Source organism: Variovorax sp. SPNA7, from assembly GCF_033807855.1.
Lineage (GTDB): Bacteria > Pseudomonadota > Gammaproteobacteria > Burkholderiales > Burkholderiaceae_C > Variovorax > Variovorax beijingensis.
Genome location: NZ_CP138513.1, coordinates 1,149,155 through 1,173,783 on the forward strand (window position 1 = coordinate 1,149,155; position 24,629 = coordinate 1,173,783).

The window sequence follows — 24,629 nt, forward strand, 5'->3', positions numbered from 1 at the left end:
GGGGCTAAATCCACCAATTGGAAGGGTGGAGGAGACAACTGGTGCGCACGGTTTCGTACGCCATGAAATAAAGTATATCGGTTGTTTGTTGCGTTGCAACAAGCAAGTGACGCTTTTCCCACACACAAATGGATGTCGGCGTGATTTTTTGCTGAACATCCTGAATGGATCTGACACAGATGGAATGCACAGTAAGTTGGACCGGCGATGCCGGAACGCGCTCGGCCATGGGTTTCGTGGCCGAGACGGGCAGCGGCCACGTCTTGATGATGGACGGTGCGCCCGACGCCGCCAAGCCCGAGAACGGCGGCCAGAACCTGGCGGCCAGGCCCATGGAAACCGTGCTCGCGGGCACGGGCGGCTGTACTGCCTACGACGTGGTGCTGATACTGAAGCGGGGCCGCCACCGCGTCGAGCGCTGCAGCGTCAAGCTGACCAGCGAGCGCGCGGAAAAGGACCCGAAGGTCTTCACCAGGATCCACATGCATTTCACCGTGGCGGGCAAGGGCATTCCTGCCGCCGCCGTCGAGCGTGCGATTGCCCTGAGCCACGAAACCTACTGCTCGGCCAGCATCATGCTCGCGAAGACCGCCGAGATCACCACCAGCTTCGACCTGATCGAAACCTGAGTCCGCCAGGCCTCAGATCCGGTGCGCCACCGTGGTCATCACGCGGGAGGCGAGCCGCATCAGGGCCTTGGCCGGGGCCGGCAGTTCCGCCGCACCGGCATCGATGGCTTGTGCGGCGTGCTGCGCTTCGTCGATCTTCATCTGCTCGACCACGGCCCTGGAAGCAGTGTCGGCGGCCGGCAGGCGGCCGAGATGGCTCTCCAGGTGGGCTTCCACCTGGCGTTCGGTCTCTGCAACGAACCCGAGGCTGAGCGGATCCCCCAGGCGTCCGGCCACCAAGCCCAGGCCGAAGGCACCTGCATACCAGAGCGGGTTCAACACGGACGGCCGGGCGCCGAGTTCGTCCAGCCGCTGGCGCGTCCAGGCCAGGTGATCGGTTTCTTCGTGCGAGGCCTCGAGCAGGCGGGCCCGCAGGACAGGGTCGCGCGCCACCGCGGCCTGGGCGGTGTAGAGCGCCTGGGCGCACACCTCGCCCACGTGGTTCACCCGCATCAATGCCCCGGCCTCGCGGCGCTCCGAATCGGTCATCTCGCCCGGCGCCTGGATGGGCGCGGGCGTGGCCCGTGTTGCATGGGGCCGGGCAAAAAGAGTGCGCAATGCCGCATCAGCCGCAGTCAGGACGGGGTCGAGCGTGGAAGTCATGCCCGTATTTGAACGTATGCGGAAAGAGCAGCGCGAAACAGTTGCTTCATTTCATATGGTGGTTTGTGAGCACGCCAAAGTCCTTTGTTGCAGGACTGCAACGAAACGCGTGGGCCGCTGGAGATTTCGGGCGATTTGTTTTGCCCTGCCGCAGCGGCTCTGGTGCAATAGCATCAACTTCCCAAAAGGAGGTTGGCCCGGGGTCCGGTGGGAGCACAAAAGTGCCAGTCACGGTGAGCCCTTCGCACCGGAGCCCTATGTTTAACCTTGGAGAAACTTGCAATGAAAAAATCTCTAGTTGCTCTGGCTGCCCTGGCTGTTGCCGGTGTTGCCTCGGCTCAGTCGTCCGTCACGCTGTTCGGCGTGGTCGACGCTTCGATCAGCAGCTATTCGAGCACCTCGCGTGACCTGAACGGTGCCACGTTCCTGAACCCGTTCTACCTGAACCAAGGCAGCGTCAAGGTCAGCCGTCGTGAACTGGCTAACTCGGGCTACAACTCCAGCCGTCTGGGCTTCCGTGGTACGGAAGACCTCGGTGGTGGCCTGGCAGCCAGCTTCTGGCTCGAAGCCCCGATCACCAATGATGACGGCGCTACCGGCGTTTCGACGTTCAACCGTCGTTCGACCGTGAGCCTGTCGGGTGGTTTCGGTGAAGTCCGCCTCGGCCGTGACTACACCCCCACGTTCTGGAACAACACCGTGTTCGATCCGTTCGGCACCAACGGCGTTGGCACCAACCTGATCCAGACGGCTGTCGCCGACTTCGGTCACCCCACCCGCGCAAGCAACACCATCGGCTACTTCCTGCCGCCGAACCTGGGTGGCTTCTACGGTCAGCTGCAGTACGGCTTCCACGAGAAGACCAAGTACGATCCGGGCACCGCTACGCCTAACGTCGCGAACAACTCGCGCACCGGCCGTAACATCGCTGGCCGCTTCGGCTACGCGAACGGTCCTCTGGATGTCGCAATCGCTTACGGCAGCAGCACGATCGGCGATCAGTTCTACGCTGGCACGACCACGAAGCTGAACACCCTGAACCTCGGCGCTTCGTATGACTTCGGTCCCGTGAAGCTCTTCGGCGAAGTGTCGCGCACCAAGAACAAGGTCGACTACGAAGTCACCCCGTTCGCAGCTGCTGCAGACGTCGACCTCACCGGCTACCTGCTCGGCGTGACCGTGCCGGTCGGTGCTGGCCTGATCCGCGCTTCGTATTCGCGCGTCAAGTACGACTTCAACGAAGTCCAACTGCCGTTCGAACCGTCGGTTGCAGACCCGAAGGCCAGCAAGCTGGCTCTGGGCTACGTGCACAACCTGTCGAAGCGCACGGCTCTGTACGCAACGATCGCTCGCGTGAGCAACAAGAACGGTGCAGCTCTGACCGTTGGTGGCCCGGCCTTCATCAACAACGCCGTCTTCACCCCGAAGAACTCCACCGGCTACGACTTCGGTATCCGTCACGCTTTCTAATTCGAGGCTGGCCTTGCGCCAGCTTTGAATCGAAAGACTCAAAAGCCACTCGACGAAAGTCGAGTGGCTTTTTTATTTGTGGCTTCGCTGATGTTGCATTGGTGCATCCGAAGCGCACCATCCGCGTGCACCCCCGGGGAATCACCGTGCGGGCACGCACCTTGCACTGCTAGCATGCCTGTTCACTTCGTTTGCTGAATGATTGCCTTCGTCCTGCGCCGCCTGATCCAGGCCGTGATCGTCATGATCGCGGTCGCGTTCATCGCCTTTCTTCTCTTCCAATATGTGGGCGACCCCGTCGTCTTTCTGCTGGGCCAGGACGCCAAGCCCGAGCAGATCCGCGAGCTGCGCGCCGCATTGGGGCTCGACCAGCCCTTCTTCGTGCAGTTCTGGCACTTTCTCGTCAATGCGGCCCAGGGCGAGTTCGGCCTGAGCCTGCGCCAGGGCGCGAAAGTCTCGCGCCTCATCGGCGAGCGCTTTCCGGCCACGCTCGAGCTCGCGCTGGTGGCGGCCGTACTTGCGCTGTTCATCGGCATCCCGATGGGCGTGTACACCGCGCTGCGCCGCGGCACCTTCCTGAGCCAGGTGTTCATGACCGTGTCGCTGCTCGGCGTGTCCCTGCCCACCTTCCTGATCGGCATCCTGCTGATCCTGGTCTTTGCGGTGATGCTGGGCTGGTTTCCGAGTTTCGGGCGCGGGGAGACCGTGCAGTTCGGCTGGTGGAGCAGCGGCCTGTTCCGGGCCGACGGATGGCATCACATCATCCTGCCGGCCGTCACGCTCGCGATCTTCCAACTGACCCTGATCATGCGGCTGGTGCGCGCCGAGATGCTCGAGGTGCTGCGCACCGACTACATCAAGTTTGCGCGCGCCCGCGGCCTGACGAACCGCGCCATCCATTTCGGCCATGCGCTCAAGAACACGCTGGTGCCGGTGATGACCATCACGGGCCTGCAGCTCGGCGGCCTCATTGCCTTTGCGATCATCACCGAGTCGGTGTTCCAGTGGCCCGGCATGGGACTGCTGTTCATCCAGGCCGTGACCTTTGCCGACGTGCCGGTGATGGCGGCCTACCTGTGCCTCATTGCCTTGATCTTCGTGGTGATCAACCTGGTGGTCGACCTGCTGTACTTCGTGGTCGATCCGCGGCTGCGCGTGGGCAAGGCGGGAGGACATTGAAATGACGGTTGCCGCAGCAGCACCGCGACTGCAGGCCTCGGGCAGGGCGTTTGCGCACATCGCGAGCTTCTATCCGGAGATCACGGCCTTTCGCCGCGACCTGCATGCCCATCCCGAGCTCGGCTTCGAAGAGGTCTACACGGCCCGCCGCGTGCGCGAAGCACTGCGTGCCTGCGGCGTGGACGAGATCCACGACGGCATCGGCAGGACCGGCGTGGTGGGCGTCATCCGCGGCCGCTCCACGGCGAGCGGCCGGATGATCGGCCTGCGCGCCGACATGGACGCATTGCCCATGCGCGAGGACAACGACTTCGGCTGGCGCTCCGCCAACGACGGCCTGATGCACGGCTGCGGGCACGACGGGCACACGGCCATGCTGGTCGGCGCGGCGCGCTACCTGGCCGAAACCCGCAGCTTCGACGGCACCGCGGTGCTGATCTTCCAGCCCGGCGAAGAAGGCTTTGCCGGCGCGCGCGTGATGATCGAGGACGGCCTGTTCGACCGCTTTCCGGTCGACTCGGTCTATGCAATGCACAACTGGCCCGCCATGCCCGCGGGCACCGTGGGCATCAACCGCGGCGCCATGATGGCGGCGGCCGACCGCGTCACGATCGAGATCAAGGGCAAGGGCGGCCACGGTGCCCATGCCTACCAGACCATCGACCCCGTGGTGGTCGCCGCGCACATCATCACGGCCGCGCAGACCATCGTGTCGCGCAGCGTGCGGCCGATCGATGCGGCGGTGGTCAGCATCTGCGCGGTGCAGGCGGGCGACCTGGGCGCGATGAGCGTCATTCCGGGCGAGGCCACGCTGGTGGGCACCGTGCGCACCTTCAGCGCGCGTGTGCAGGCGCAGGTCGAGCAGCGCCTGACCGAACTCTGCACGGCCGTGGCCGCGGGCTTCGGCGCCACCGCCAGCATCAAGTACGAGCGCATCTATCCGGCCACCATCAACACCGCACCGGAGGCGATGTTCGCGGCCGATGTGGCCGAGTCGCTGGTGGGCGCTTCCAACGTCGAGCGCAGCATGGAGCCCAGCATGGGCGCCGAGGACTTCTCCTTCATGCTGCAGAAAAAGGCCGGCGCCTACCTGCGCATCGGCCAGGACGCCAAGTGCGGCGCCTTCCTGCACAACAGCCGCTACGACTTCAACGACGAGATCCTGCCGCTCGGCGCCGCATTGCATGCGGGGCTGATCGAGCAGGGCATGCCGCTGGCTGCTACCCGCAGCGAGCAGCCCGTGAGAGACGCCGCTACCGCGACGCCTTGATGTATTTCCGATTCCAACCCGAGGAGTGTTCCCATGAGTTTCCAGAAGAAGGCGGCCGCGGTCGCAGTTTTGTGCCTGCTGGGCGCCACCAGCCTGATGGCCGGCGCGCAGACCATCCGCGTTGCGAACCAGGGGGACGCGCTGTCGCTCGACCCGCACTCGCTCAATGAGTCGCTGCAGCTGAGCACCACCGCCAACGTCTATGAAACGCTGGTCGGCCGCAACAAGGACCTGAGCGTTGCCCCGCTGCTGGCCACCAGCTGGAAGCAGACCTCGCCCACCGTGTGGCGCTTCGAACTGCGCAAGAACGTCCAGTTCCACGACGGCACGCCGTTCACGGCCGACGACGTGATCTTCAGCTTCGCCCGCGCCGCCGGCGAGGGCTCGGACATGAAGTCCAACACCACCGACATCAAGGAAGTGCGCAAGGTCGACGCGCACACCATCGAGATCGAGACCAAGGGCCCGTTCCCCATCCTGCCCGACGTGATCACCCAGCTCATGATCATGAGCAAGAAGTGGTGCGAGGAGAACAAGGCCGTCACGCCCGTCGACCGCCGCAAGGGCATCGAGAACACCGCCTCGTTCAAGGCCAACGGCACGGGTCCGTTCCGCGTGCGCGAGCGCCAGCCCAACGTGCGCACGGTGTTCGTGCGCAATCCCACCTACTGGGGCAAGATCGAAGGCAACGCGCAGGAGATCATCTTCACGCCCATCGCCAATCCCGCCACCCGCGTCGCGGCGCTGGTGTCCGGCGAGATCGACGTGATGGAGCCGGTGCCGGTGCAGGACGTGGCCCGCATCAACGCGAGCCCGAGCGCGCGCGTGATCTCCGGCCCCGAACTGCGCACCATCTTCCTGGGCATGGACCAGAAGCGCGACGAGCTGCTGTACTCCAGCGTCAAGGGCAAGAACCCGTTCAAGGACAAGCGCGTGCGCCAGGCCTTCTACCAGGCCATCGACATCGTCGGCATCCAGCGCACGGTGATGCGCGGCGCATCGCGCCCCACGGCGCTGATGGTCGGCCCCGGCATCAACGGCTGGAACGAAGCGCAGGACAAGCGCCTGCCCTTCGACGTCGAGGCCGCCAAGAAGCTGCTGGCCGAAGCCGGCTATCCCAGCGGTTTCGAAGTGACGATGAACTGCCCGAACGACCGCTACGTGAACGACGGCCAGATCTGCCAGAGCGTGGCTTCCAACCTGGCGAAGATCGGCGTCAAGATCAACCTCGCGGCGGAAACAAAGGGCACCTACTTCCCCAAGATCCTGCGCCGCGACACCAGCTTCTACCTGCTGGGCTGGACTCCGACCACCTACGACTCGCACAACGCGCTCACGGCGCTGATGGCCTGCCCGGACGACAAGACCGGCGCCGGCCAGTTCAACCTGGGTGCCTACTGCAACCCGAAGGTGGACGAGCTGACCAAGAAGATCCAGTCGGAAACCGACAAGCCCAAGCGCGACGCGATGATCAAGGAAGCCTTCGACCTGCACACCGCGGACGTCGGCCACCTGCCGCTGCACCAGCAGGCGCTGGCCTGGGGCGTGAGCAAGAAGGTGGCGCTGACGCAGATGGCCGACAACTACATGCCCTTCAAGTGGATGAGCATCAAGCCGTGATCCCGCGGGCCGCCCGCCAGCGGGCGGCCTGAGTGGCTCGATCCTGGGCCCGCTTCCTGCGGGCCCATCCTTTTTGCCTCACGATGAAAAAAACATTCGCTCGATGGCTCGACAGCGACGTCGGCTACAGCTTTCGCACTTCGCCCGTGGCCATGGTGGCGGCGCTCATCGCGCTGGCCTGCCTGTTCTGCGCGGTCTTTGCCGGGTGGGTCTCGCCGCACAATCCCTTCGACCTTGCGACGCTCGAACTCGGCGACGCGCGCCTGCCGCCCGCATGGAGCGCCGAAGGCTCTTCCAAGTACCTGCTGGGCACCGACGACCAGGGCCGCGACATCCTCTCGGCCGTGATCTACGGCGCACGCATCTCGCTGATCGTCGGCATCGTATCGGTGGCGCTGTCGATCACGGTGGGCGTGGTGCTCGGCCTCTTGGCCGGCTTCCTCGGCGGCTGGCTCGATTCGTTCCTCATGCGCCTGTGCGACGTGATGCTGTCGTTTCCACCCATCCTGGTGGCGCTGCTGATTGCCGGCGTCGGCCGCGCGCTGTTTCCCAATGCGCATGAGTCGCTGGCCTTCGGCGTGCTCATCATTTCCATCTCGCTGACCGGCTGGGTGCAGTACGCGCGCACGGTGCGCGGCTCCACGCTGGTGGAGCGCAACAAGGAATACGTGCAGGCCGCCCGCGTGACCGGCGTGGCGCCGCTGCGCATCATGCTGCGCCACGTGCTGCCCAACGTGATGGGGCCGGTGATGGTGCTGGCCACCATCCAGGTGGCCACCGCGATCATCACCGAGGCGACCCTGTCGTTCCTCGGCGTCGGCGTGCCGCCGACTTCTCCTTCGCTGGGCACGCTGATCAGCATCGGCAACCAGTACCTGTTCTCGGGCGAGTGGTGGATCACCGTGTTCCCGGGCCTGATGCTGGTGCTGATCGCGCTCAGCGTGAACCTGCTGGGCGACTGGCTGCGCGACGCGCTGAACCCGCGCCTGCGCTGAGATGGAAAAAAGGACAACGCCACCATGACGCTGCTCCAGGTCAAGAACCTTGTCGTCGAGTTCCCGCACCGCCGCGGCACGCTGCGCGCGCTCGATGGAATTTCATTCGACATCGCGCCCGGCGAAATCCTGGGCGTGGTGGGCGAGTCGGGCGCCGGCAAGTCGCTCACGGGCGCGGCCATCATCGGGCTGCTCGAGCCGCCGGGCCGCGTGGCCAGCGGCGAGATCGTGCTCGAAGGCCAGCGCATCGACAACCTCGGCTTCGATGCCATGCGGCCCATTCGCGGCCGCAAGATCGGCGCGATCTTCCAGGATCCGCTGACCTCGCTGAACCCGCTCTATACCGTCGGCCGGCAGCTGGTGGAAACCATCCGCGCCCACCTGCCGGTGACCGAGGCCGAGGCGCGGCGCCGCGCCATCGGCCTGCTGCAGGACACCGGTATTCCGGCCGCCGAGCAGCGCATCGACCACTTCCCGCACCAGTTCTCGGGCGGCATGCGCCAGCGCGTGGTGATTGCCCTGGCGCTGGCGGCCGAGCCCAAGCTCATCGTGGCCGACGAGCCGACCACGGCGCTGGACGTGTCTATCCAGGCGCAGATCATCCAGCTGCTCAAGCGCATTTGCAAGGACCGCGGCGCTGCCGTGATGCTGATCACGCACGACATGGGCGTGATCGCCGAAACCTGCGACCGCGTGGCGGTGATGTACGCAGGTCGCATTGCGGAGATCGGCCCGGTGCACGAAGTGATCCACCAGCCGGCGCATCCCTACACCTCGGGCCTGATGGCCTCGATTCCCGACATGACGATCGACCGCGAACGGCTCAACCAGATCGACGGCGCGATGCCGCGGCTCAATGCCATCCCGCAGGGCTGCGCCTACAACCCGCGCTGCCCGCGCACCTTTGCGCGCTGCCTGACCGAGCGGCCCGAACTCATGCATGCCGGCGCCACGCGCGCCGCATGCTGGCTGCACGATGCCACCGATCCGCACCAGGGCCAGGCCGAACTGGCGGCCCGGCACCACGACGCGCAGCTGGCCGGCGAGCGCGCTGTGCCCGATGCGGCCGCACCGCTTGCGGAGGTGACCCGATGAGCGCCGCACCGCTCGTGGTGGCGCACGACCTCGCGCGCACCTTCGACGTCTCGCCGCCGTGGCTCAACCGCGTGCTCGAACGCAAGCCGCGCGTGCTGCTGCACGCGGTGGACGGCGTGAGCTTTTCGATCGAGCGCGGCAAGACGCTGGCGCTGGTGGGCGAATCGGGCTGCGGCAAGAGCACCGTGGCGCGGCTGCTGGTCGGCCTGTATGCGCCCACGCGCGGCGGCCTGCAGTTCGACGGGCAGGACGCGCATGCCGCGTTCAAGACGCCCGAAGGCCGCAAGCTGCGCCGGCGCATCCAGATGATCTTCCAGGACCCGTACGCGAGCCTGAACCCGCGCTGGATCGTGGAAGACATCGTCGGCGAGCCGCTGCGCGAGCACGGCATCCTCAGCGACAAGGCCGAGCTGCGCGAGCGCGTGGGCCAGCTGCTCAAGTCGGTCGGCCTCTCGCCGCTGGACATGAGCAAGTACCCGCACCAGTTCTCGGGCGGCCAGCGCCAGCGCATTTCCATTGCGCGCGCGCTCGCCACCGAGCCCGAGTTCCTGGTGTGCGACGAACCCACCTCGGCGCTCGACGTCAGCGTGCAGGCGCAGGTGCTCAACATCATGAAGGACCTGCAGCGCCAGCAGGGCCTGACCTATCTCTTCATCTCGCACAACCTCGCGGTGGTGCGGCACGTGGCCGACCAGGTCGGCGTCATGTACCTGGGCCGGCTGGTCGAGGTGGCCGACAAGCAGAAGCTCTTCGCCGAACCGCAGCATCCCTACACGCGCATGCTGCTCGACGCGATTCCGCAGATGAAGCACACCGGCCGCGCGCGCACGCCGGTGCAGGGCGAAGTGCCGAACCCGCTGAATCCGCCGGCCGGCTGCGCCTTTCATCCGCGCTGCCCGCATGCGAACGCGCGCTGCTCGGCCGAGCGCCCGAAGCTGCTGACTATCAAGGGCGTGCAGGTGGCCTGCCACGCGGCCGAGGAAGGCCGCATCTAGCCCGGGTGTGCGTAAACGCACCGACATGCGCGGCGAAGCGGCGCAGAGTGCGGGCATGAGCATGAAGAAGAACACAGGCACCGGCGGCAGCCCGGCGATCCCGTCGGCGCTGGGCCGGCGCGGCTTTCTCATGGGTTCCGCGCTAGCGGCCACTTCGACGCTGGCTTCGCTTTGTTCGCTGTCGCACGCGGCGGGCGCGGCCGCGTCGCAGCGGATGCCGGTCATCTTCATCGGCCACGGCTCGCCGATGAATGCGCTGGCCGACAACGCCTTCACGCGCCGGCTGGCCGCCTGGGGCAGGGAGCTGCCGCGGCCCTCGGCCATCCTCAGCGTTTCGGCCCACTGGCTGAGCCGCGGCGCCACCGGCGTCGGAATGCAGGAGCGGCCGAAGACGATCCACGACTTCGGCGGCTTTCCGCAGGCGCTGTTCGACATCGAATACCCGGCGCCCGGCCATCCCTCGCTCGCGCGCGAAACCGTCGGCGCGGTGAAGCAGGCCGCGGTGGTCGGCACCCAGCAGTGGGGCCTGGACCATGGAACATGGACGGTGCTGAAGCACCTCTATCCGAAGGCCGACATTCCGGTCTTCCAGCTCAGCATCGACTACGACCAGCCGGCCGCCTTCCACTACGCGGTCGGCCGCGACCTGGCGGCGCTGCGGGACAAGGGCGTGCTCGTGATGGGAAGCGGCAACGTGGTGCACAACCTGCGGGCCACCGACCGCGGCACGCCGGATGGGCCCGTGGCGAGCCGGCCGTGGGCGCAATCGTTCGACGACGCGGTGAAGGCCGCGCTCGCGGGGCGCGACGACCGCGCGCTGGTCGGCTATGAAAAGCTGGCGGGCGCCTCGACCGCAGTGGCCACGCCGGACCACTACTTTCCGTTTCTCTACGCGCTCGGCGCCGCGGGAACGGGCGAGCGCGCGAAAACGGTCTACGAGGGATTCCAGTCGGGCACGCTGAGCATGCGCTGCATTCAGTTCGGCTGAGCGCGCCGGCCTACTGCTCTTCGCTCCACGAGAAGCCGTCGCGCGCAATCATCGCGCTCGAGGCGCTCGGCCCCCAGGTGCCCGCGGCGTAGGGGCGCGGCCCGCCGTCCGAGGCCCAGCTGTCGATCAGCGGCTCGACCCAGCGCCAGGCTTCTTCCTGCTCGTCGCTGCGCACGAACAGGTTCAGGCGGCCGTCGATCACGTCGAGCAGCAGCCGTTCGTAGGCGCCCACGCGCTCGGCGCCAAAGCGCTTGTCGAAGTCGAGGTCCAGCTGCACGGGCGCGAGCTGCGCGGCGCTGTGGTGGCCGTTGCTGCGGCGGTTGTCCTGTGCCTGCGCGAGCATGTGCAGTTCCAGGCCGTCCCGCGGCTGGAGGTTGATCACCAGCTTGTTGACGGCGCCGGCGGGTGCGCGGTAGATCGCGTGCGGCGTGGGCCTGAAGTTGACCTCGATGCGCGCGTCGCGCGAGGCCAGCCGCTTGCCGGTGCGGATGTACAGCGGCACGCCGGCCCAGCGCCAGTTGGCGATTTCTGTGCGCAGCGCCACGAAGGTCTCGGTGCGGCTCTCGGGGTCGACGCCGGGCTCGTCCTTGTAGCCCGGCACGCGTTCGCCGTACGCCGTGCCGGCCGTGTACTGGCCGCGAATGGCGTGCAGCCCCAGCGTCTCGGGCGTCCAGGGCTTGAGTGCGCGCAGCACCTTGAGCTTCTCGTCGCGGATGGCGTCGGCATGCGAGTTGATCGGCGGCTCCATGCCGATCGCGCAGACCAGCTGCAGCGCATGGTTCTGCACCATGTCGCGCAGCGCGCCGGTCTGGTCATAGAAGGCGCCGCGCTTTTCGACGCCCAGGTCTTCGGCAATGGTGATCTGGATGTTGGCGATGTGCTCGCGGCGCCAGATGGGCTCGAACAGCGCATTGCCGAAGCGCATGGCGAACAGGTTCTGGACCGAGGGCTTGCCGAGGTAGTGGTCGATGCGGAAGACCTGCTTCTCGTCGAGCACCTTGCAGACTGCGGCATTGATCGCGCGGTTGGACGCCAGGTCGTGGCCCAGCGGCTTCTCGAGCACCACCCGCGTCGACGGGCCGTTGAGACCGGCCGCGGCGATCTGCTCGACCACCTGGGTGAAGAGCGCGGGCGCCGTGGCCACGTACATCACCACGGTGTCGGCATTGCGTTGCTTGAGCAGGTCGGAAAGCCGCGCGTAGTCGGCCGGCTTGGACAGGTCCATGCGCAGGTAGTGCAGCAGCGAGGCGAACTTCTCGAACTCCTCGGCCGAAGGGCGCTTGGCGCCTTCGACGGCATTGAAGCGCGACTGGATCAGTTCGCGGTACTGGTCGTCCGAGAGGTCGTCGCGGGCCACGCCGACGATGCGTCCGTCTTTCGGAAGGCTGCCATGCCTGAAGGCCTGGAACAGCGCAGGCATCAGCTTGCGCCATGCGAGATCGCCAGTGCCGCCGAACAGAACGAGATCGAAGCTCATGAGTCGAATTTCCTTTTGTCTTGGTGCCGAGTGGGCTCTCCGGTTCAACCGAATGGTACTTGTACCAATTCATGAAACCTGTACGAAAGCTACGCTCAACCTCGGCCGGGAGGCCTATTTTTGTTTTGGAGGCGGGGTTTTCACATGAAGAAGCTTTTTACTGCTGCGGCCTTGGTGGGTTTGTCGGCCGCCGCGTCGGCGCAGGGCACGGTCAACGTGATCTGCTCGGTCCAGGCCGAATGGTGCAACGTGATCGCTACCGTGTATGCGCGCACCACGGGTACCCGCATCAACATGTCGCTCAAGGGCTCGGGCGAGGCGCTGGCCCAGCTCATCGCCGAGAAGGACAACCCCAAGACCGACATCTGGTTCGGCGGCACCGGAGACCCGCACCTGCAGGCGGCCGAACAGGGCCTGACGCTCGAATACAAGTCGCCCACGCTGGCGCAGCTGCACCCCTGGGCCCAGCAGCAGGCCCGGCAGTCGGGCTACAGGACCGTGGGCATCTACTCCGGCCCGCTGGGCTTCGGCTACAACCCCGAGCTGCTCGCCAAGAAGAAGCTGCCCGTGCCCAGGACCTGGGCCGACCTGCTCAAGCCCGAATACAAGGGCGACATCCAGGTGGCCAACCCCGCATCGAGCGGCACGGCCTACACCATGATCGCCACGCTGGTGCAGCTGATGGGCGAGGACAAGGCCTTCGACTACCTGAAGGCGCTGCACCGGAACGTGGGCCAGTACACCCGTTCCGGCACCGGTCCCATCAAGGCGGTGGCGCGCGGCGAAACGGCCGTGTCGATCAGCTTCGTGCACGACGGCCCGGGCGAGAAGATGCAGGGCTTCCCGGTCGAGACCGTCACGCCCAGCGACGGCACCGGCGCCGAGATCGGCTCCATGAGCATCATCAAGGGCGCCCGCAACCTCGAGGCCGCGAAGAAGTTCTACGAATGGGCGCTCACGCCCGGCGCGCAGGAGCTCGGCGCCGCCAACAAGCAGTTCCAGCTGCCGAGCAACGCGAATGCCAAGCTCGACCCGCGCATTCCTGACTTCAAGAAGATCAGGTTCATCAACTACGACTACGCAAAGTACGGCGCCAGCGCCGAGCGCCGGCGCCTGATCGCGCGCTGGGAAAAAGACGTCAATTCGCTGCCGCGCTAGGTGCAAGCCCCTTCCATCGGCGGCGCGCCGGCCAATCCGGCGTCGGTGGCTGCCGCGCGGCGGGCGCAGCGCTGGATCCGGGCCTGGGTGGCGCTGGGTTTCGCGGCCTACCTGCTGCTGCCCTGGTATGCGATCCAGGACGCCACCTGGTACGAAGCCGTTCCGCAGGTCTTCGGCCGGGCCGAGGGCGCCAACGGCCTGATGCAGGCGCTCACGCAGGGGCGTGGCTGGCTCTTCATTGGGCTCGCCGGCCTGGCGATGTGCGCCATCGGCGCCTGGCGGCCGGCCGGCCGCGCGCAGGGGCGCTGGCTGCTGGCGGGCGGCGCCATCGGTGCCTTCGGCCTGGCCATCGCCGGCTTCACCATCGGCGCGCGGGGCTGGAGCCTTGCGGCGCTCAACACGCAGTTCGGCGAACTCGCGATCAATCAGTTCGGCATCGGCGCGGGCGGCTTCGTGGCACTCACGGCGCTCACGATGCTGGCGGCCTTCGGCATTGCGCGGCTCGGGCTTTTCAAGGGCGACCTGTTCGTGGCGGCCGCGGTCATCGGCTGCGGGGTGCTGATGGCGCTGTTCATCGCCTACCCGGTGAGCAAGGCGCTCGCGGGTGCGTTCCTCGACGAAGACGGCCGCTGGTCGATCACGGCCTTTGCTGCGCGCGTGTTCGCCGAACGCATCTGGGGCGTGGGCTGCCTGGCGGGCGGCGTGCGCTGCGGCGTGGCCTGGAACACGCTCGTGCTGGCACTGCTGACGGCCGTCGGCACCACCTTTCTCGGCACCCTGATGGCATTGATGGCCGAGCGCGGCAGCAAGCGCGGCCAGGGCGCGCTGCGGGTGCTGGCGCTGCTGCCGATCATCACGCCGCCCTTCGTGGTGGGGCTCGGGCTCATCCTGCTGTTCGGCCGCGCGGGCATCGTCAACCAGCTGCTCGAGAGCGCGTTCGGCATCGAGCCGACGCGCTGGTTCTACGGCATGCCAGGCGTGCTGGTGGCGCAGCTCTTCGCCTTCACGCCCATCGCCTTCATGATCATGCGCGGGGTGGTGCAGGGCATTGCGCCCAGCCTGGAAGAGGCGGCGCAGATGCTGCGCGCCGACCGCCGCCGCACCTTCTTCACCATCACGCTGCCGCTCCTGAAGCCCGGGCTGGCCAATGCCTTCCTGGTCGGCTTCATCGAGAGCATTGCGGACTTCGGCAACCCGGTGGTGGTGGGCGGGCAGTTCTCTGTGCTGTCGACCGACATCTTCTTTGCCATCGTCGGTGCGCAGTACGACCAGGGACGCGCGGCCTCGCTGGCGTGGGTGCTCACGGTCTTTGCGCTTGGCGTGTTCGCGCTGCAGCGCGGCGTGCTCGGCCGGCAGAACTACACCACCGTGAGCGGCAAGGGCGACGCGGGCATTGCGATGGCGCTGCCCGACGGCGTGCGGCGCACCATCCACTGCATCGCGCTGCCCTGGATCGCGTTCACCGCAGTGGTCTACCTGTTCGCCTTTGCGGGCGGCTTCGTGCAGACCTGGGGGCGCGACTACAGCTTCACGCTCGATCACTTCAAGAACGCGTTTGCGCTCGAATGGGGCCAGTTCGGCCTGGTGTGGGCCGGCACCGCGTGGAATTCGCTGCTCACCACGCTCAAGCTCGCGGGCATCTCCGCGCCCATCACGGCCGCGCTCGGCCTGCTGATTGCCTGGCTGCTCGCGCGCAACGAGTTCAAGGGGCAGGGCGTCTTCGAGTTTGGCGCGCTGCTGGCCTTTGCCATTCCGGGCACGGTACTGGGCGTGAGCTACATCCTGGCCTTCAACGTGCCGCCGTTCGAACTCACGGGCACCGGGCTCATCATCGTGCTGTGCTTCATGTTCCGGAACCTGCCGGTGGGCGTGCGGGCCGGCACGGCGGCTTTCAAGCAGCTGGACCGCTCGCTCGACGAAGCCTCGCTGATGCTGCGCGCCTCGACCGCCCAGACGCTCTTCAAGGTGGTGCTGCCGCTGCTGAAACCCGCGCTGGTGGCTGCGCTGGTCTACAGCTTCGTGCGCGCCATGACGACGGTGAGCGCAGTGATCTTCCTGGTCACGGCCGAGAACGAACTGGCCACCACTTACATCATCGGCCGCGTGGGCAACGGCGACTACGGCATCGCGCTGGCCTACTGCACGGTGCTGATGGTGCTGATGTCGCTGGCGATTGCGCTGGTGCAGCTCGTGGTGGGCGAGCGCAGGCTGGGACGGCGCGGCACCGCGCCTCCGCATCAAGGACATCACAAAATGGAAAGCCTGGCGACACCATGAACGGCATCGAATTGCGCAACGTCACCAAGCGCTACGGCACCGACAAGAACGCGCCGTTGGCGGTCAAGGGCATCAGCTTCGAGGTGCCGGCCGGCACGCTCACCACCATCCTCGGCCCCTCGGGCTGCGGCAAGACGACCACGCTGCGCATGATCGCGGGGCTCGAATCGGCCAGTTCGGGTTCGATCTTCATGGGCGGGCGCGACGTGACCACGCTGGGCCCGGCCGAGCGCAACGTGAGCATGATGTTCCAGAGCTACGCGCTGTTCCCGCACATGAACGTGATCGAGAACGTGGGCTACGGCCTGCGCATGAGCGGCGTGAAGAAGGACGAGGCCGCCTCGCGGGCGCGCGGCGCGCTCAAGGGCGTGGGGCTGGTCGGCTTCGACGAGCGGCTGCCCAGCGAACTCTCGGGCGGCCAGCAGCAGCGCGTGGCACTGGCGCGCGCGCTGGTGCTCGAGCCCGCGGTGCTGCTGTTCGACGAGCCGCTGTCCAACCTCGACGCCCGGCTGCGGCGCGAGATGCGCGAGGAAATCCGCGCGCTGCAGCAGCGGCTGAAGCTCACGGTGGCCTACGTCACGCACGACCAGAGCGAGGCGCTGGCCGTGAGCGACCAGATCATCGTGATGGACCACGGCGTGATCGCCCAGCGCGGCACGCCCGAGCAGCTCTATGCCCGGCCCGAGAGCGAGTTCGTCGCCGGCTTCATGGGCGAGGCGATGGTGTTCCCGGCGGTGGCGCAGGCCGACGGCAGCGTCGCGCTCGGCCCGCTGCGGCTGCAGCCGCGCCATGCGGTGCCGCCCGGCGCGGTGAAGGTGGCGGTGCGGCCCGAGGCCTGGAAAATTGGGGCGGCCGGCGCTAGCGAGGGCCTGCCCGCGACGCTGCGCAAGGCGGCCTACCTCGGCAGCTTCTACGAATACGGCTTCGACACGCCGCTGGGGCCGGTGTTCGTGGTGTCGACCGACCTGTCGAGCCCCCTGGCCGCGGGCGCCGAGGCCACGCTGTCGCTGGCGGCGCATGGCGTGAGCGTGGTGCCTGGCGGCGCGTGAAACAATGGCGCCATGAACGTGGTTTTCGATCTTGGCGCCGTGCTGCTGGCATGGGAGCCCACCCGGCTGGTGCAGACCCATCTTCCCGAGCATGCCCCTACCGAAGCCGTCGCGGCGGCGCTGGGCCGGGCGCTTTTCCACCATGACGACTGGATGAGCTTCGACTGCGGCATGCGCTCGCTGGACGAGGCCATCGCGCGCATGGCCCGGCGGCTGTCGCTGCCGGCGGCCCGGCTCGACGACATGCTCGGCACGCTCGGGGAGCGCCTGGAGCCCATTGCCGTCACCGTGGAACTGCTCGAAGGCCTGTTCGCCCGGCGCGAGGCCGGCGAGGCGCTGCGCCTGTACTACCTCTCGAACATGCCGGCGCCCTATGCGCGCGCGGTCGAGCGCCGGCACGGCTTCATGCGGCGCTTCGACGGCGGCGTGTTCTCGGGCGATGTGAAGTTCATCAAGCCGGATCGCGAAATCTACGAGCTGCTGGCGGTGCGCCATGCGCTCGACCCCGCGCAGACGGTGTTCATCGACGATTCGGCCGCCAATGTGGAGGCCGCGCGCGCCTTCGGCTGGCAGGCCATCCATTGCACGCACCCCGCGGCGCTGGCGGCGCAGCTGGCGCGCCATCTGCCGGCTGTTCAGGCGACCCCGCCTATCGGCCGGTGAGCACCACCTTGGAGGTGTCGAAGCCCAGGCTGGCGGCATAGTCCAGCTCGGCCTGCAGCGCGTCGTCCTCCAGGCGCGGCGCGCGCGAAAGCACCCAGAGGTATTCGCGGTCGGGCGTGCCGACCAGCGCCACCTGGTAGTCGCGGTCGAGCTTCAGGATCCAGTAGTCGCCCCAGACCATCGGCAGCCAGCTGAGCCAGGAGGGCGCAAAGCGCACTTCGAGCCGGCCCGCGCCGGGCTGGCCTGCCACCGGCACCACGCGCGCCGTTCCCACCGCCTCGTCGAAATTGCCATCGGGCCGCACGCAGCGGTTGAGCACCTGCACGGTGCCATCAGGCTGCACCGTGTACTCGGCGCTCACGGGGCCGGCGCACTGCTTCTGGAAGCGGTTGGGCAGGCGGGCCTGCTCGTGCCAGATGCCGGCGTAGCGCTGCAGATCGACCGGCGCCACCACCTGCAGCGGCGCGCGCATGAGCGGCGCGCCATCGGCCGGACCGGGCAGCTGCGCTCGCGCCGTGCGCCCCGCGCCCATCGCGACCCAGGTGGCGACGCCGCCCACCACGAAGGCCGCGGCCAGGGTGCCGATGGAACGGCTGGTGTGGCGGTCGTCGAATGGCGCGCGGCTGGCGGCGGCAGGCGCGGCGGAGCGATGGCGAAAAGGCATGGGCGTGGCACTCCTGTGGTCGAAAGCATCGATCGGAAACAGCCAGCCTAGTCCCCGACCGGGGCGGCGCGCCGTCAGCGGCGGACCACAGCCGCTGTAGGGCAGCGTGGCCGGACGGCCGCGTACAACCCTGTCGGCGGCAGGCTGATGCAGGGCGGTGAAAACCCGTGCTACGGTGCGCATGAAAACATCGGCCCCGGCGCAACAGCGTGCAGGACTTGTCATCACCCGCACTGGATAATCTTTCTCCATGAATCAACTCGATGCTCTCCGCCAATGGACCACCGTGGTCGCCGACACCGGCGACTTCAAGCAACTTGCCATTTCCAGGCCGCAGGACGCGACCACCAATCCCTCGCTCATCCTGAAGGCGGTGCAGAAGCCCGAGTACCGGCCGCTGCTCGACGAAGCCGTCAGCAAGCATGCGGGCAAGCCGCTCGACGAGGTCATCGACCGGCTGCTGGTGCGCTTCGGCACTGAAATCCTCTCGATCATTCCGGGCCGCGTGTCGACCGAAGTCGACGCGCGCCTCTCGTTCGACACGGCCGCCACCATTGCGCGCGGCGAGCGCATCGTGGCGCTCTACAGGGCCGAAGGCATCGACACCGAGAAGCGCCTGCTGATCAAGGTGGCCTCCACCTGGGAGGGCATCGAGGCGGCGCGCGCCCTGGAGCAGAAGGGCATCCGCACCAACCTCACGCTGCTGTTCTCGTTCGCGCAGGCGGTGGCCTGCGGCGCGGCTGGCGTGCAGCTCATCTCGCCCTTCGTGGGCCGCATTTACGACTGGTACAAGAAATCGGCCGGCGCCCAGTGGAACGAGGCCGCCAGCGCGGGCGCGAACGATCCGGGCGTCAAGTCGGTGCGCCAGATCTTCGAGTACTACAAGCAGCACGGCATCAAGACCGAAGTGATGGGCGCGAGCTTCCGCAATGTGGGACAGATCCGGGCCCTGGCCGGCTGCGACCTGCTGACCATCAGCCCCGAGCTGCTGGCCGAGCTGGCCGCGAGCAACGAGCCGCTCGCGCATGCGCTCGATGCCTCCGCCGCGCCCACGGCCGACATGCAGAAGCTGAGCTACGACGAGGCCGGCTTCCGCTTCGCGCTCAACGAAGACGCCATGGCCACCGAGAAGCTCTCCGAAGGCATCCGCGCCTTCGCGGCCGACGCCGTCAAGCTCGAAAAACTCATGCAGGAAAGCGGCAAGTAAGCATGGCCATGACCCTTCGCTGCGACCGCGCGCCCGCCTGGGCGCAACTGCAGGCCGCCTTCGAGACCGCGGGCCGCCAGTTCGACGTGCGCCACGCCTTCGTCGATGACGCCAGCCGCTTCGAGCGCTTCAGCCAGGAGGCGCCGCATGTGTTCGCCGACCTGTCGAAGAACCTGATCGATGCGCGCACGGAAGAACTGCTCTTCGCGCTGGCCCGCGAGTGCGGCCTCGAGGCGCACCGCGACGCCATGTTCGCGGGCGAGCACATCAACAACACCGAAGACCGCGCCGTGCTGCACGCGCTGCTGCGCGCGCCTGCCGATGCGAAGGTGGGCAAGACGGCCGACAAGCTGCGCGAGGTGCACGAAACGCTCGACGCGATGCTGGCCTATGCCGAGAAGGTGCGCGCCGACCACACGATCACCGACGTGGTCAACATCGGCATCGGCGGCTCCGACCTCGGGCCGCAGATGGCGGTGCTCGCGCTGGCCGAGTTCGCCGCGCCGGGCAAGCGTTTCCACTTCGTCTCCAACGTCGACGGCCACGAGCTGGCCGGCGTGCTGCGCGACCTGGCGCCGGAGCACACGCTGTTCCTCATTGCCTCCAAGACCTTCACCACGGCCGAGACCATGGCCAATGCGCTCTCGGCCAGGCGCTGGTACGAGCAGTCGGGCGGCACCGACATTGCCGGGCACTTTGCCGCGCTCACCACCAACGTCGAGGCTGCAAAGCAATTCGGCATCGACACCACCTTCGGTTTCTGGGACTGGGTGGGCGGGCGCTATTCGCTGTGGTCGGCCATCGGCTTGCCGATTGCGCTGGCCATCGGCGCCGACGGTTTCCGCCGGCTGCTGGCGGGCGCGCACGCGATGGACGAGCACTTCCGCACCGCGCCGCTCGAGCAGAACCTGCCGGTGCGGCTCGGCCTGCTCGATGTCTGGTACCGCAACTTCCACCAGTTCACGAGCCGCGGCATCGCGCCGTACCACAGCGCCCTGAAGCGCCTGCCGGCCTACCTGCAGCAGCTCGAGATGGAAAGCAACGGGAAGCAGGTCGATGCGAGCGGCGCGCCGCTGCCCGCGGGCCTCGGCACCTCGCCCGTGCTCTGGGGCGAGCCCGGCACCAACGGCCAGCATGCCTACTTCCAGATGCTGCACCAGGGCACCGACGTGATCCCGCTCGAATTCGTGGCGGTGCGCGATGCGGCGCACGACCTCGATGGCCACCATCCCAAGCTGCTGGCCAATGCGCTTGCGCAGGCACAGGCGCTGATGGTCGGCAAGCTCGATGCGGGCGGCCACAAGAACTTCCCGGGCAACCGGCCGAGCAGCTTCTTCGTGTTCGAGAAGCTCACGCCCGAATCGCTGGGCGCCTTCCTCGCGCTGTACGAGCACCGCGTGTTCACCAGCGGCGCGCTGTGGGGCATCAACAGCTTCGACCAGTGGGGCGTGGAACTCGGCAAGGTGCTCGCGAAGGACATCGAGCCGCGCCTCGCCTCGGGCGACATCATGGGGCTCGACGCCTCGACGGCGGGCCTACTGAAACGCCTGGGCACGCAGGCCTGATCCGCTGAAAGGCCGGTGCAGCAGGCCCGGACAGGCCGAGATAGGCCGATCCATAGGCCATTTGTTTGCGAACTGATGGCCGAATTTGCCGTTGAATGATGCGTCGATATGATCGGCCCGGGGAATTTCCCTGGGATTCAATCAAGAGGAGTCGATCAATGGACTTTCAGACAGCGGTCAAGACCTGTTTCAGCAAATACGCCGATTTCAAGGGACGCGCATCGCGTTCCGAGTACTGGTGGTTCGTGCTGGCCGAGGTCGTCATTCTCATCGTGGCGAGCCTGATCCACGAGTATGTGTACGTCATCGCGGCGCTGGGCTTCCTGCTGCCCGTGCTGGCCGTGGGCGCGCGCCGCCTGCACGACATCGGCAAGAGCGGCTGGCTCCAGCTGTTGATGCTCATTCCGATCGTCAACCTGGTGCTGATCTATTTCTACGTGCAGCCTTCGCAGCCCGAAACCAACCCGCACGGCGCGCCCGCCGCCTGAGCCTCGCGTCAGGCTGCAATTTGCGCGCTGGAAAGCGCGCGCACCGGCCCACCGCCGGCCATGCGCACGCACAGGTCGAAGGCCTGCTGCAGGCCTTCGATCTGCGCGACGCCCTTGCCCGCGATGTCGAAGGCGCTGCCGCTGGCCGAGGTGGCCACCGGCACGGGCAGGCCGCCATGCAGCGTCACGCCCTGCTCGAAGCCCATGAGCTTCATCGCGATCTGGCCCTGGTCGTGGTACATCGACACCACCGCGTCCACGTCGCCGCGTCGCGCGCCGATGAACACCGTGTCGGGCGAGAACGGGCCGCGGGCGTCGTAGCCCTCGGCGCGCAGCCGCTCGATGGCCGGCGCGATGATCTCGATCTCTTCCATGCCGATCGAGCCGCCGTCGCCCGCATGCGGGTTGAGCCCCGTCACCGCGATGCGCGGCTGTGCCACACCCGCGCGGCGCAGCGCCAATGCAATGATCTTCACCGCGTCGCTCACGCCCTCCACCGTGATGTGGCTCGCCACCTCCTTCAGCGGAATGTGCGAGGTCACGCGCGAGGTCCACAGCGAACCCGTGAGGTTGAACTCGCAGACGAAGCCCGTCACCGCGAAGCGCTCCTGCATGTAGCGCAGCTCGTCCTCGTGCACGAGGCCCCCCAGGCGCAGCGAATGCTTGTTGAGCGGCGCGAAGAGAATGCCCTCGGCCTGGCCGCGCTGCACGGCCGCGGTGGCGAGTTCGAGCGCCTCGAAGGAGGCGCGGCCCGAGGCCTCGTTCGACTCGCCGAGCACCGGCTCCCGGCCCTGCATCCAGTCGCGCTGCAGCAGGGTGGGGCGGCCGTCCTCGAAGCGCAGGTCGTCGAATCCATTGACCCGCAGCGGATCGAGCTTCATGCCCGCCGCGCGCTCGCCCGCGGCCAGCACCACGGGGTCGGCGATCAGCAGCACGCGCGCGGCGTCCAGGTTGCGCTGGCGCGCGAGCAGCTTCACGGCCATCTCGGGGCCGATGCCGCTGGGGTCGCCGAGCAGCACGGCGATGCGGGGCCTGGCGGAGATCAGGTTCGGGGTCTTCGATGGGGTGGGCATGTCGACGGGATTGAAATGATGAAGAGGGGGCCTCACTCGGCCTTGATGTTGGCGTCGCGCACGAGCTGGCCGTAGTGGTCGAACTCCTGCCTGTTCATCGCCGCGAAGGCTTCGCCGGTCAGCGTGCCGGGCTCGCCGCCCAGGGCCTTGATGCGCGTTTGCACATCGGCCAGCTTCAGCGTGCGCACGAGCTCGGCGTTCAGCCGCTCGACCGCAGGGCGCGGCGTGCCGGCCGTCACGTAGAGGCCGTACCAGGTGGACACATCGGCGCCCTTGATGCCCTGCTCGGCCAGCGTGGGCACGTCGGGCAGCTCGGGCGAGCGCTGCGGCGCGCTCACGGCCAGCGCGCGGAACTTGCCGGCCTTGATCTGGCCCATGGCCGACGACGTGCTGTCGAACATCATGTCGACTTCGCCGCCGATGATGTCGACGTGCGCCTGCGAGCTGCCCTTGTAGGGCACGTGGATCGACTTCATGCCGGTGGCCAGGTTGAAGGCCTCGCCGCCCACGTGCTGCGTGCTGCCGATGCCGGATGATGCGTACTTGAAGCCGCCCGGCTTGGCGCCCATGGCCGCCACGAGGTCCTTCACCGACTTGTAGGGCGAGCTGGCCGAGACCACCAGCACGTTGGGCATCACGGCCACCAGGCCGATCGGCTGCAGGTCTTTCAGCGGGTCGTACTTGAGCTTGAGGATGTGGGGCGCCACCGCCTGCGCGGTGTTGGTGGCCAGCAGCAGCGTGCTGCCGTCGGCCGCGGCGCGCGCCGTGAGCTCGCCGGCGATCGTGTTGGAAGCGCCGGGCCGGTTCTCCACCGTCACGGGCTGCTTGAGGACCGGCGCCAACTTGTCCGCCAGCACCCGCGCCAGGATGTCGGTGCCGCCGCCGGGCGAGGCGCCGACCATGATGCGCAGCGGCTTGTCGGGGTAGGCCGGCTGCTGCGCACCGGCGGTGGCGGCCATCAGCGCCAGCGCAGCCGTGCCCGCCGCGCGGGCCAGGAAGGATTGCTTCATCGGGTGTGTCTCCTGCTTGTTTGGCGCGAGCTTAGGCAGCTTCGTGCGCCCGATCCAATCGAAAAAGCCCGAAGCTCCATATACTTTTGTGCATGACTTCCGGTCCTGGCCCTGCCGACACATCGCTGATGCTCCATGTGCGGCCGCGCCAGCTGCTCCTGCTGGCGCGGCTCGACGCCCACCGCCACCTGGGCCGCGCGGCCGAGGCCATGAACATCAGCCAGCCGGCCGCCACCAAGCTGCTGCAGCAGCTGGAGGATTCGCTGGGCGAAAGGCTCTTCGAGCGCCTGGCGCGCGGCATGGAGCCCACGCCCTACGGCGAGATCCTGATCCGCTATGCCCGCCGCGTGCTCAGCGACTTCGGCAGTGCCCGCGAGGAAATGCTCGCGCTGCGCTCGGGCCTGAGCGGTTCGCTGCGCGTGGGCAGCGTGCCGGGCGCCGTGCCCGAGCTGCTGGCGCCGGCACTGGTCGAATACCACCGCCGCCATCCGCAGGTGGCCGTGTCGGTGGTGGTCGAGACCAGCGACGTGATGCAGGCGCAACTGGAGCAGGGCGACGTCGACCTGGTGCTGGGCCGGCTCACCGACAGCCACGACGAGGCCAAGTACGCCAGCGTGCCGCTGCTGGGCGAATCGCAGGTGGTGGTGGTGCGCGCCGCGCATCCGGTGTTCGAGCGCGCCACCGTCACGCTGGCCGAGATGGCGAACTGGTCCTGGGTGCTGCAACCGCCGGGCTCGCCGCAGCGCGGGCGCTTCGAGGCGGCGATGCGGGAGGCGGGCATCCAGGCGCGGCTCGACATCATCGAAACGGCATCGCCCATTGCCATCACCGCCTTGCTCGAGAACTCCGACATGGCGGCCGTGATGCCGGCTTCGCAGGCCAGCCACTACGCCCGCCTTGGCGTGCTGCGCACGGTGCCGGTGGAGCTGCCGGTACGCGTGCCGCCGATCTGCCTCGTCACCCGGCAGGACCGCGCGCTCTCACCGGCCGCGGCGCAGTTCCGGCGCCAACTGCTGGGCGGCGGCTGAAGCCTTTGGATTGAGCTTTTCCATGCTGTATTGCACCAATTAGGGAATCTCCTAGCCGACTGGTGCATGAAAGTACCAATACGAGCC

At 67.5% G+C, this 24,629-nt stretch carries 22 protein-coding genes; 17 read left to right on the forward strand and 5 right to left on the reverse strand.

The window, feature by feature from the left end; genetic code table 11:
• Positions 1-179: 179 nt before the first annotated feature.
• A complete protein-coding gene (locus tag RZE77_RS05175) occupies positions 180-629 on the forward strand; it encodes an OsmC family protein (protein WP_124960948.1) in 450 nt (149 codons plus the stop codon).
• A 12-nt stretch (positions 630-641) separates the two neighbouring features.
• Here the strand turns inward: RZE77_RS05175 and coq7 are convergent, their stop codons facing one another.
• Complete coding sequence (gene coq7, locus RZE77_RS05180) at positions 642-1,271, reverse strand: 2-polyprenyl-3-methyl-6-methoxy-1,4-benzoquinone monooxygenase (protein WP_319440982.1); 630 nt, start codon at positions 1,269-1,271, stop codon at positions 642-644.
• 282 nt (positions 1,272-1,553) lie between these two features.
• Here coq7 and RZE77_RS05185 point away from each other — a divergent pair, with 282 nt between their 5' ends.
• The 8 genes from RZE77_RS05185 (at position 1,554) to ygiD (ending at position 10,883) form a co-directional block, all read left to right on the forward strand.
• Positions 1,554-2,741, forward strand: coding sequence for a porin (locus RZE77_RS05185; RefSeq protein WP_319440983.1), 1,188 nt, complete (start codon positions 1,554-1,556; stop codon positions 2,739-2,741).
• A 198-nt stretch (positions 2,742-2,939) separates the two neighbouring features.
• Positions 2,940-3,920, forward strand: a complete 981-nt coding sequence (locus RZE77_RS05190) for an ABC transporter permease (protein ID WP_012746238.1) — start codon at positions 2,940-2,942, stop codon at positions 3,918-3,920.
• Between the two features lies 1 nt (position 3,921).
• On the forward strand, positions 3,922-5,190 hold the full coding sequence (locus RZE77_RS05195; RefSeq protein WP_319440984.1) for a M20 aminoacylase family protein: 1,269 nt from the start codon (positions 3,922-3,924) through the stop codon (positions 5,188-5,190).
• Positions 5,191-5,223: 33 nt separating this feature from the next.
• Positions 5,224-6,810, forward strand: a complete 1,587-nt coding sequence (locus RZE77_RS05200; protein ID WP_319440985.1) for an ABC transporter substrate-binding protein — start codon at positions 5,224-5,226, stop codon at positions 6,808-6,810.
• Positions 6,811-6,893: 83 nt separating this feature from the next.
• A complete protein-coding gene (locus RZE77_RS05205; RefSeq protein ID WP_124960953.1) occupies positions 6,894-7,805 on the forward strand; it encodes an ABC transporter permease in 912 nt (303 codons plus the stop codon).
• A 24-nt stretch (positions 7,806-7,829) separates the two neighbouring features.
• Positions 7,830-8,900, forward strand: coding sequence for an ABC transporter ATP-binding protein (locus RZE77_RS05210; protein WP_319440986.1), 1,071 nt, complete (start codon positions 7,830-7,832; stop codon positions 8,898-8,900).
• Entirely contained in the window at positions 8,897-9,895 is a 999-nt protein-coding gene (locus tag RZE77_RS05215) for an ABC transporter ATP-binding protein (protein WP_319440987.1), read from the forward strand. Before RZE77_RS05210 ends, RZE77_RS05215 begins: the two co-directional genes overlap by 4 nt.
• Before the next feature lie 61 nt (positions 9,896-9,956).
• Complete coding sequence (gene ygiD / locus RZE77_RS05220; RefSeq protein ID WP_455685326.1) at positions 9,957-10,883, forward strand: 4,5-DOPA-extradiol-dioxygenase; 927 nt, start codon at positions 9,957-9,959, stop codon at positions 10,881-10,883.
• A 10-nt stretch (positions 10,884-10,893) separates the two neighbouring features.
• On the opposite strand, the gene zwf is transcribed toward ygiD, so the two are convergent.
• Entirely contained in the window at positions 10,894-12,360 is a 1,467-nt protein-coding gene (zwf, locus tag RZE77_RS05225) for a glucose-6-phosphate dehydrogenase (protein ID WP_319430022.1), read from the reverse strand.
• 144 nt (positions 12,361-12,504) lie between these two features.
• On the opposite strand from zwf, the gene RZE77_RS05230 reads away from it, so the two are divergent.
• Genes RZE77_RS05230 through RZE77_RS05245 form a run of 4 tightly spaced genes read left to right on the forward strand, consistent with a single transcriptional unit; the run spans position 12,505 to position 17,507 of the window.
• Positions 12,505-13,518 (forward strand): ABC transporter substrate-binding protein, encoded by a 1,014-nt coding sequence (locus RZE77_RS05230; RefSeq protein WP_319440989.1) that lies wholly within the window; start codon positions 12,505-12,507, stop codon positions 13,516-13,518.
• A complete protein-coding gene (locus RZE77_RS05235; RefSeq protein ID WP_319440990.1) occupies positions 13,519-15,795 on the forward strand; it encodes an ABC transporter permease in 2,277 nt (758 codons plus the stop codon). It begins immediately after the preceding gene.
• Positions 15,792-16,844: an ABC transporter ATP-binding protein gene (locus RZE77_RS05240; RefSeq protein WP_319440991.1), complete on the forward strand. Its 1,053-nt coding sequence runs from the start codon at positions 15,792-15,794 to the stop codon at positions 16,842-16,844. The genes RZE77_RS05235 and RZE77_RS05240 overlap by 4 nt, the downstream gene beginning before the upstream one ends.
• Before the next feature lie 12 nt (positions 16,845-16,856).
• Positions 16,857-17,507: an HAD family hydrolase gene (locus RZE77_RS05245; protein WP_319440992.1), complete on the forward strand. Its 651-nt coding sequence runs from the start codon at positions 16,857-16,859 to the stop codon at positions 17,505-17,507.
• Here the strand turns inward: RZE77_RS05245 and RZE77_RS05250 are convergent.
• The gene (locus RZE77_RS05250) at positions 17,494-18,171 is read right to left on the reverse strand and encodes a lipocalin family protein (protein WP_319440993.1); all 678 of its coding nucleotides are present in this window, start codon (positions 18,169-18,171) and stop codon (positions 17,494-17,496) included. The two genes, RZE77_RS05245 and RZE77_RS05250, sit on opposite strands and share 14 nt — an antisense overlap.
• Before the next feature lie 250 nt (positions 18,172-18,421).
• On the opposite strand from RZE77_RS05250, the gene tal reads away from it, so the two are divergent.
• The 3 genes from tal to RZE77_RS05265 all read left to right on the forward strand — a co-directional run bounded on the left by tal (position 18,422) and on the right by RZE77_RS05265 (position 21,431).
• Positions 18,422-19,378: a transaldolase gene (tal, locus tag RZE77_RS05255; protein WP_319440994.1), complete on the forward strand. Its 957-nt coding sequence runs from the start codon at positions 18,422-18,424 to the stop codon at positions 19,376-19,378.
• 2 nt (positions 19,379-19,380) lie between these two features.
• Entirely contained in the window at positions 19,381-20,943 is a 1,563-nt protein-coding gene (gene pgi / locus RZE77_RS05260; protein ID WP_319440995.1) for a glucose-6-phosphate isomerase, read from the forward strand.
• 158 nt (positions 20,944-21,101) lie between these two features.
• Positions 21,102-21,431 (forward strand): DUF805 domain-containing protein, encoded by a 330-nt coding sequence (locus tag RZE77_RS05265; protein ID WP_319430038.1) that lies wholly within the window; start codon positions 21,102-21,104, stop codon positions 21,429-21,431.
• 8 nt (positions 21,432-21,439) lie between these two features.
• Here the strand turns inward: RZE77_RS05265 and RZE77_RS05270 are convergent, their stop codons facing one another.
• Together RZE77_RS05270 and RZE77_RS05275 are read right to left on the reverse strand one after the other, a co-directional pair.
• Positions 21,440-22,504, reverse strand: coding sequence for a 4-hydroxythreonine-4-phosphate dehydrogenase PdxA (locus RZE77_RS05270; protein WP_319440996.1), 1,065 nt, complete (start codon positions 22,502-22,504; stop codon positions 21,440-21,442).
• Positions 22,505-22,536: 32 nt separating this feature from the next.
• The gene (locus RZE77_RS05275) at positions 22,537-23,514 is read right to left on the reverse strand and encodes a Bug family tripartite tricarboxylate transporter substrate binding protein (RefSeq protein ID WP_319440997.1); all 978 of its coding nucleotides are present in this window, start codon (positions 23,512-23,514) and stop codon (positions 22,537-22,539) included.
• A gap of 92 nt (positions 23,515-23,606) precedes the next feature.
• Between RZE77_RS05275 and RZE77_RS05280 the strand changes: the two genes are divergently transcribed.
• Complete coding sequence (locus RZE77_RS05280; RefSeq protein WP_319430044.1) at positions 23,607-24,542, forward strand: LysR family transcriptional regulator; 936 nt, start codon at positions 23,607-23,609, stop codon at positions 24,540-24,542.
• The last annotated feature ends 87 nt before the right edge of the window (positions 24,543-24,629 follow it).

What these genes read in the sequence shown, in the direction of transcription:
- RZE77_RS05250 (WP_319440993.1), bottom strand. Translation starts at nt 18,171, where the DNA reads ATGCCTTTTCGCCATCGCTCCGCCGCGCCTGCCGCCGCCAGCCGCGCG.
- RZE77_RS05230 (WP_319440989.1), top strand. Translation starts at nt 12,505, where the DNA reads ATGAAGAAGCTTTTTACTGCTGCGGCCTTGGTGGGTTTGTCGGCCGCC.
- RZE77_RS05275 (WP_319440997.1), bottom strand. Translation starts at nt 23,514, where the DNA reads ATGAAGCAATCCTTCCTGGCCCGCGCGGCGGGCACGGCTGCGCTGGCG.
- RZE77_RS05185 (WP_319440983.1), top strand. Translation starts at nt 1,554, where the DNA reads ATGAAAAAATCTCTAGTTGCTCTGGCTGCCCTGGCTGTTGCCGGTGTT.
- tal (WP_319440994.1), top strand. Translation starts at nt 18,422, where the DNA reads ATGAATCAACTCGATGCTCTCCGCCAATGGACCACCGTGGTCGCCGAC.
- RZE77_RS05280 (WP_319430044.1), top strand. Translation starts at nt 23,607, where the DNA reads ATGACTTCCGGTCCTGGCCCTGCCGACACATCGCTGATGCTCCATGTG.
- RZE77_RS05210 (WP_319440986.1), top strand. Translation starts at nt 7,830, where the DNA reads ATGACGCTGCTCCAGGTCAAGAACCTTGTCGTCGAGTTCCCGCACCGC.
- RZE77_RS05205 (WP_124960953.1), top strand. Translation starts at nt 6,894, where the DNA reads ATGAAAAAAACATTCGCTCGATGGCTCGACAGCGACGTCGGCTACAGC.
- RZE77_RS05240 (WP_319440991.1), top strand. Translation starts at nt 15,792, where the DNA reads ATGAACGGCATCGAATTGCGCAACGTCACCAAGCGCTACGGCACCGAC.
- RZE77_RS05215 (WP_319440987.1), top strand. Translation starts at nt 8,897, where the DNA reads ATGAGCGCCGCACCGCTCGTGGTGGCGCACGACCTCGCGCGCACCTTC.
- RZE77_RS05200 (WP_319440985.1), top strand. Translation starts at nt 5,224, where the DNA reads ATGAGTTTCCAGAAGAAGGCGGCCGCGGTCGCAGTTTTGTGCCTGCTG.
- zwf (WP_319430022.1), bottom strand. Translation starts at nt 12,360, where the DNA reads ATGAGCTTCGATCTCGTTCTGTTCGGCGGCACTGGCGATCTCGCATGG.
- RZE77_RS05195 (WP_319440984.1), top strand. Translation starts at nt 3,922, where the DNA reads ATGACGGTTGCCGCAGCAGCACCGCGACTGCAGGCCTCGGGCAGGGCG.
- RZE77_RS05270 (WP_319440996.1), bottom strand. Translation starts at nt 22,504, where the DNA reads ATGCCCACCCCATCGAAGACCCCGAACCTGATCTCCGCCAGGCCCCGC.
- coq7 (WP_319440982.1), bottom strand. Translation starts at nt 1,271, where the DNA reads ATGACTTCCACGCTCGACCCCGTCCTGACTGCGGCTGATGCGGCATTG.
- pgi (WP_319440995.1), top strand. Translation starts at nt 19,381, where the DNA reads ATGGCCATGACCCTTCGCTGCGACCGCGCGCCCGCCTGGGCGCAACTG.
- RZE77_RS05245 (WP_319440992.1), top strand. Translation starts at nt 16,857, where the DNA reads ATGAACGTGGTTTTCGATCTTGGCGCCGTGCTGCTGGCATGGGAGCCC.
- RZE77_RS05175 (WP_124960948.1), top strand. Translation starts at nt 180, where the DNA reads ATGGAATGCACAGTAAGTTGGACCGGCGATGCCGGAACGCGCTCGGCC.
- RZE77_RS05265 (WP_319430038.1), top strand. Translation starts at nt 21,102, where the DNA reads ATGGACTTTCAGACAGCGGTCAAGACCTGTTTCAGCAAATACGCCGAT.
- ygiD (WP_455685326.1), top strand. Translation starts at nt 9,957, where the DNA reads ATGAAGAAGAACACAGGCACCGGCGGCAGCCCGGCGATCCCGTCGGCG.
- RZE77_RS05190 (WP_012746238.1), top strand. Translation starts at nt 2,940, where the DNA reads ATGATTGCCTTCGTCCTGCGCCGCCTGATCCAGGCCGTGATCGTCATG.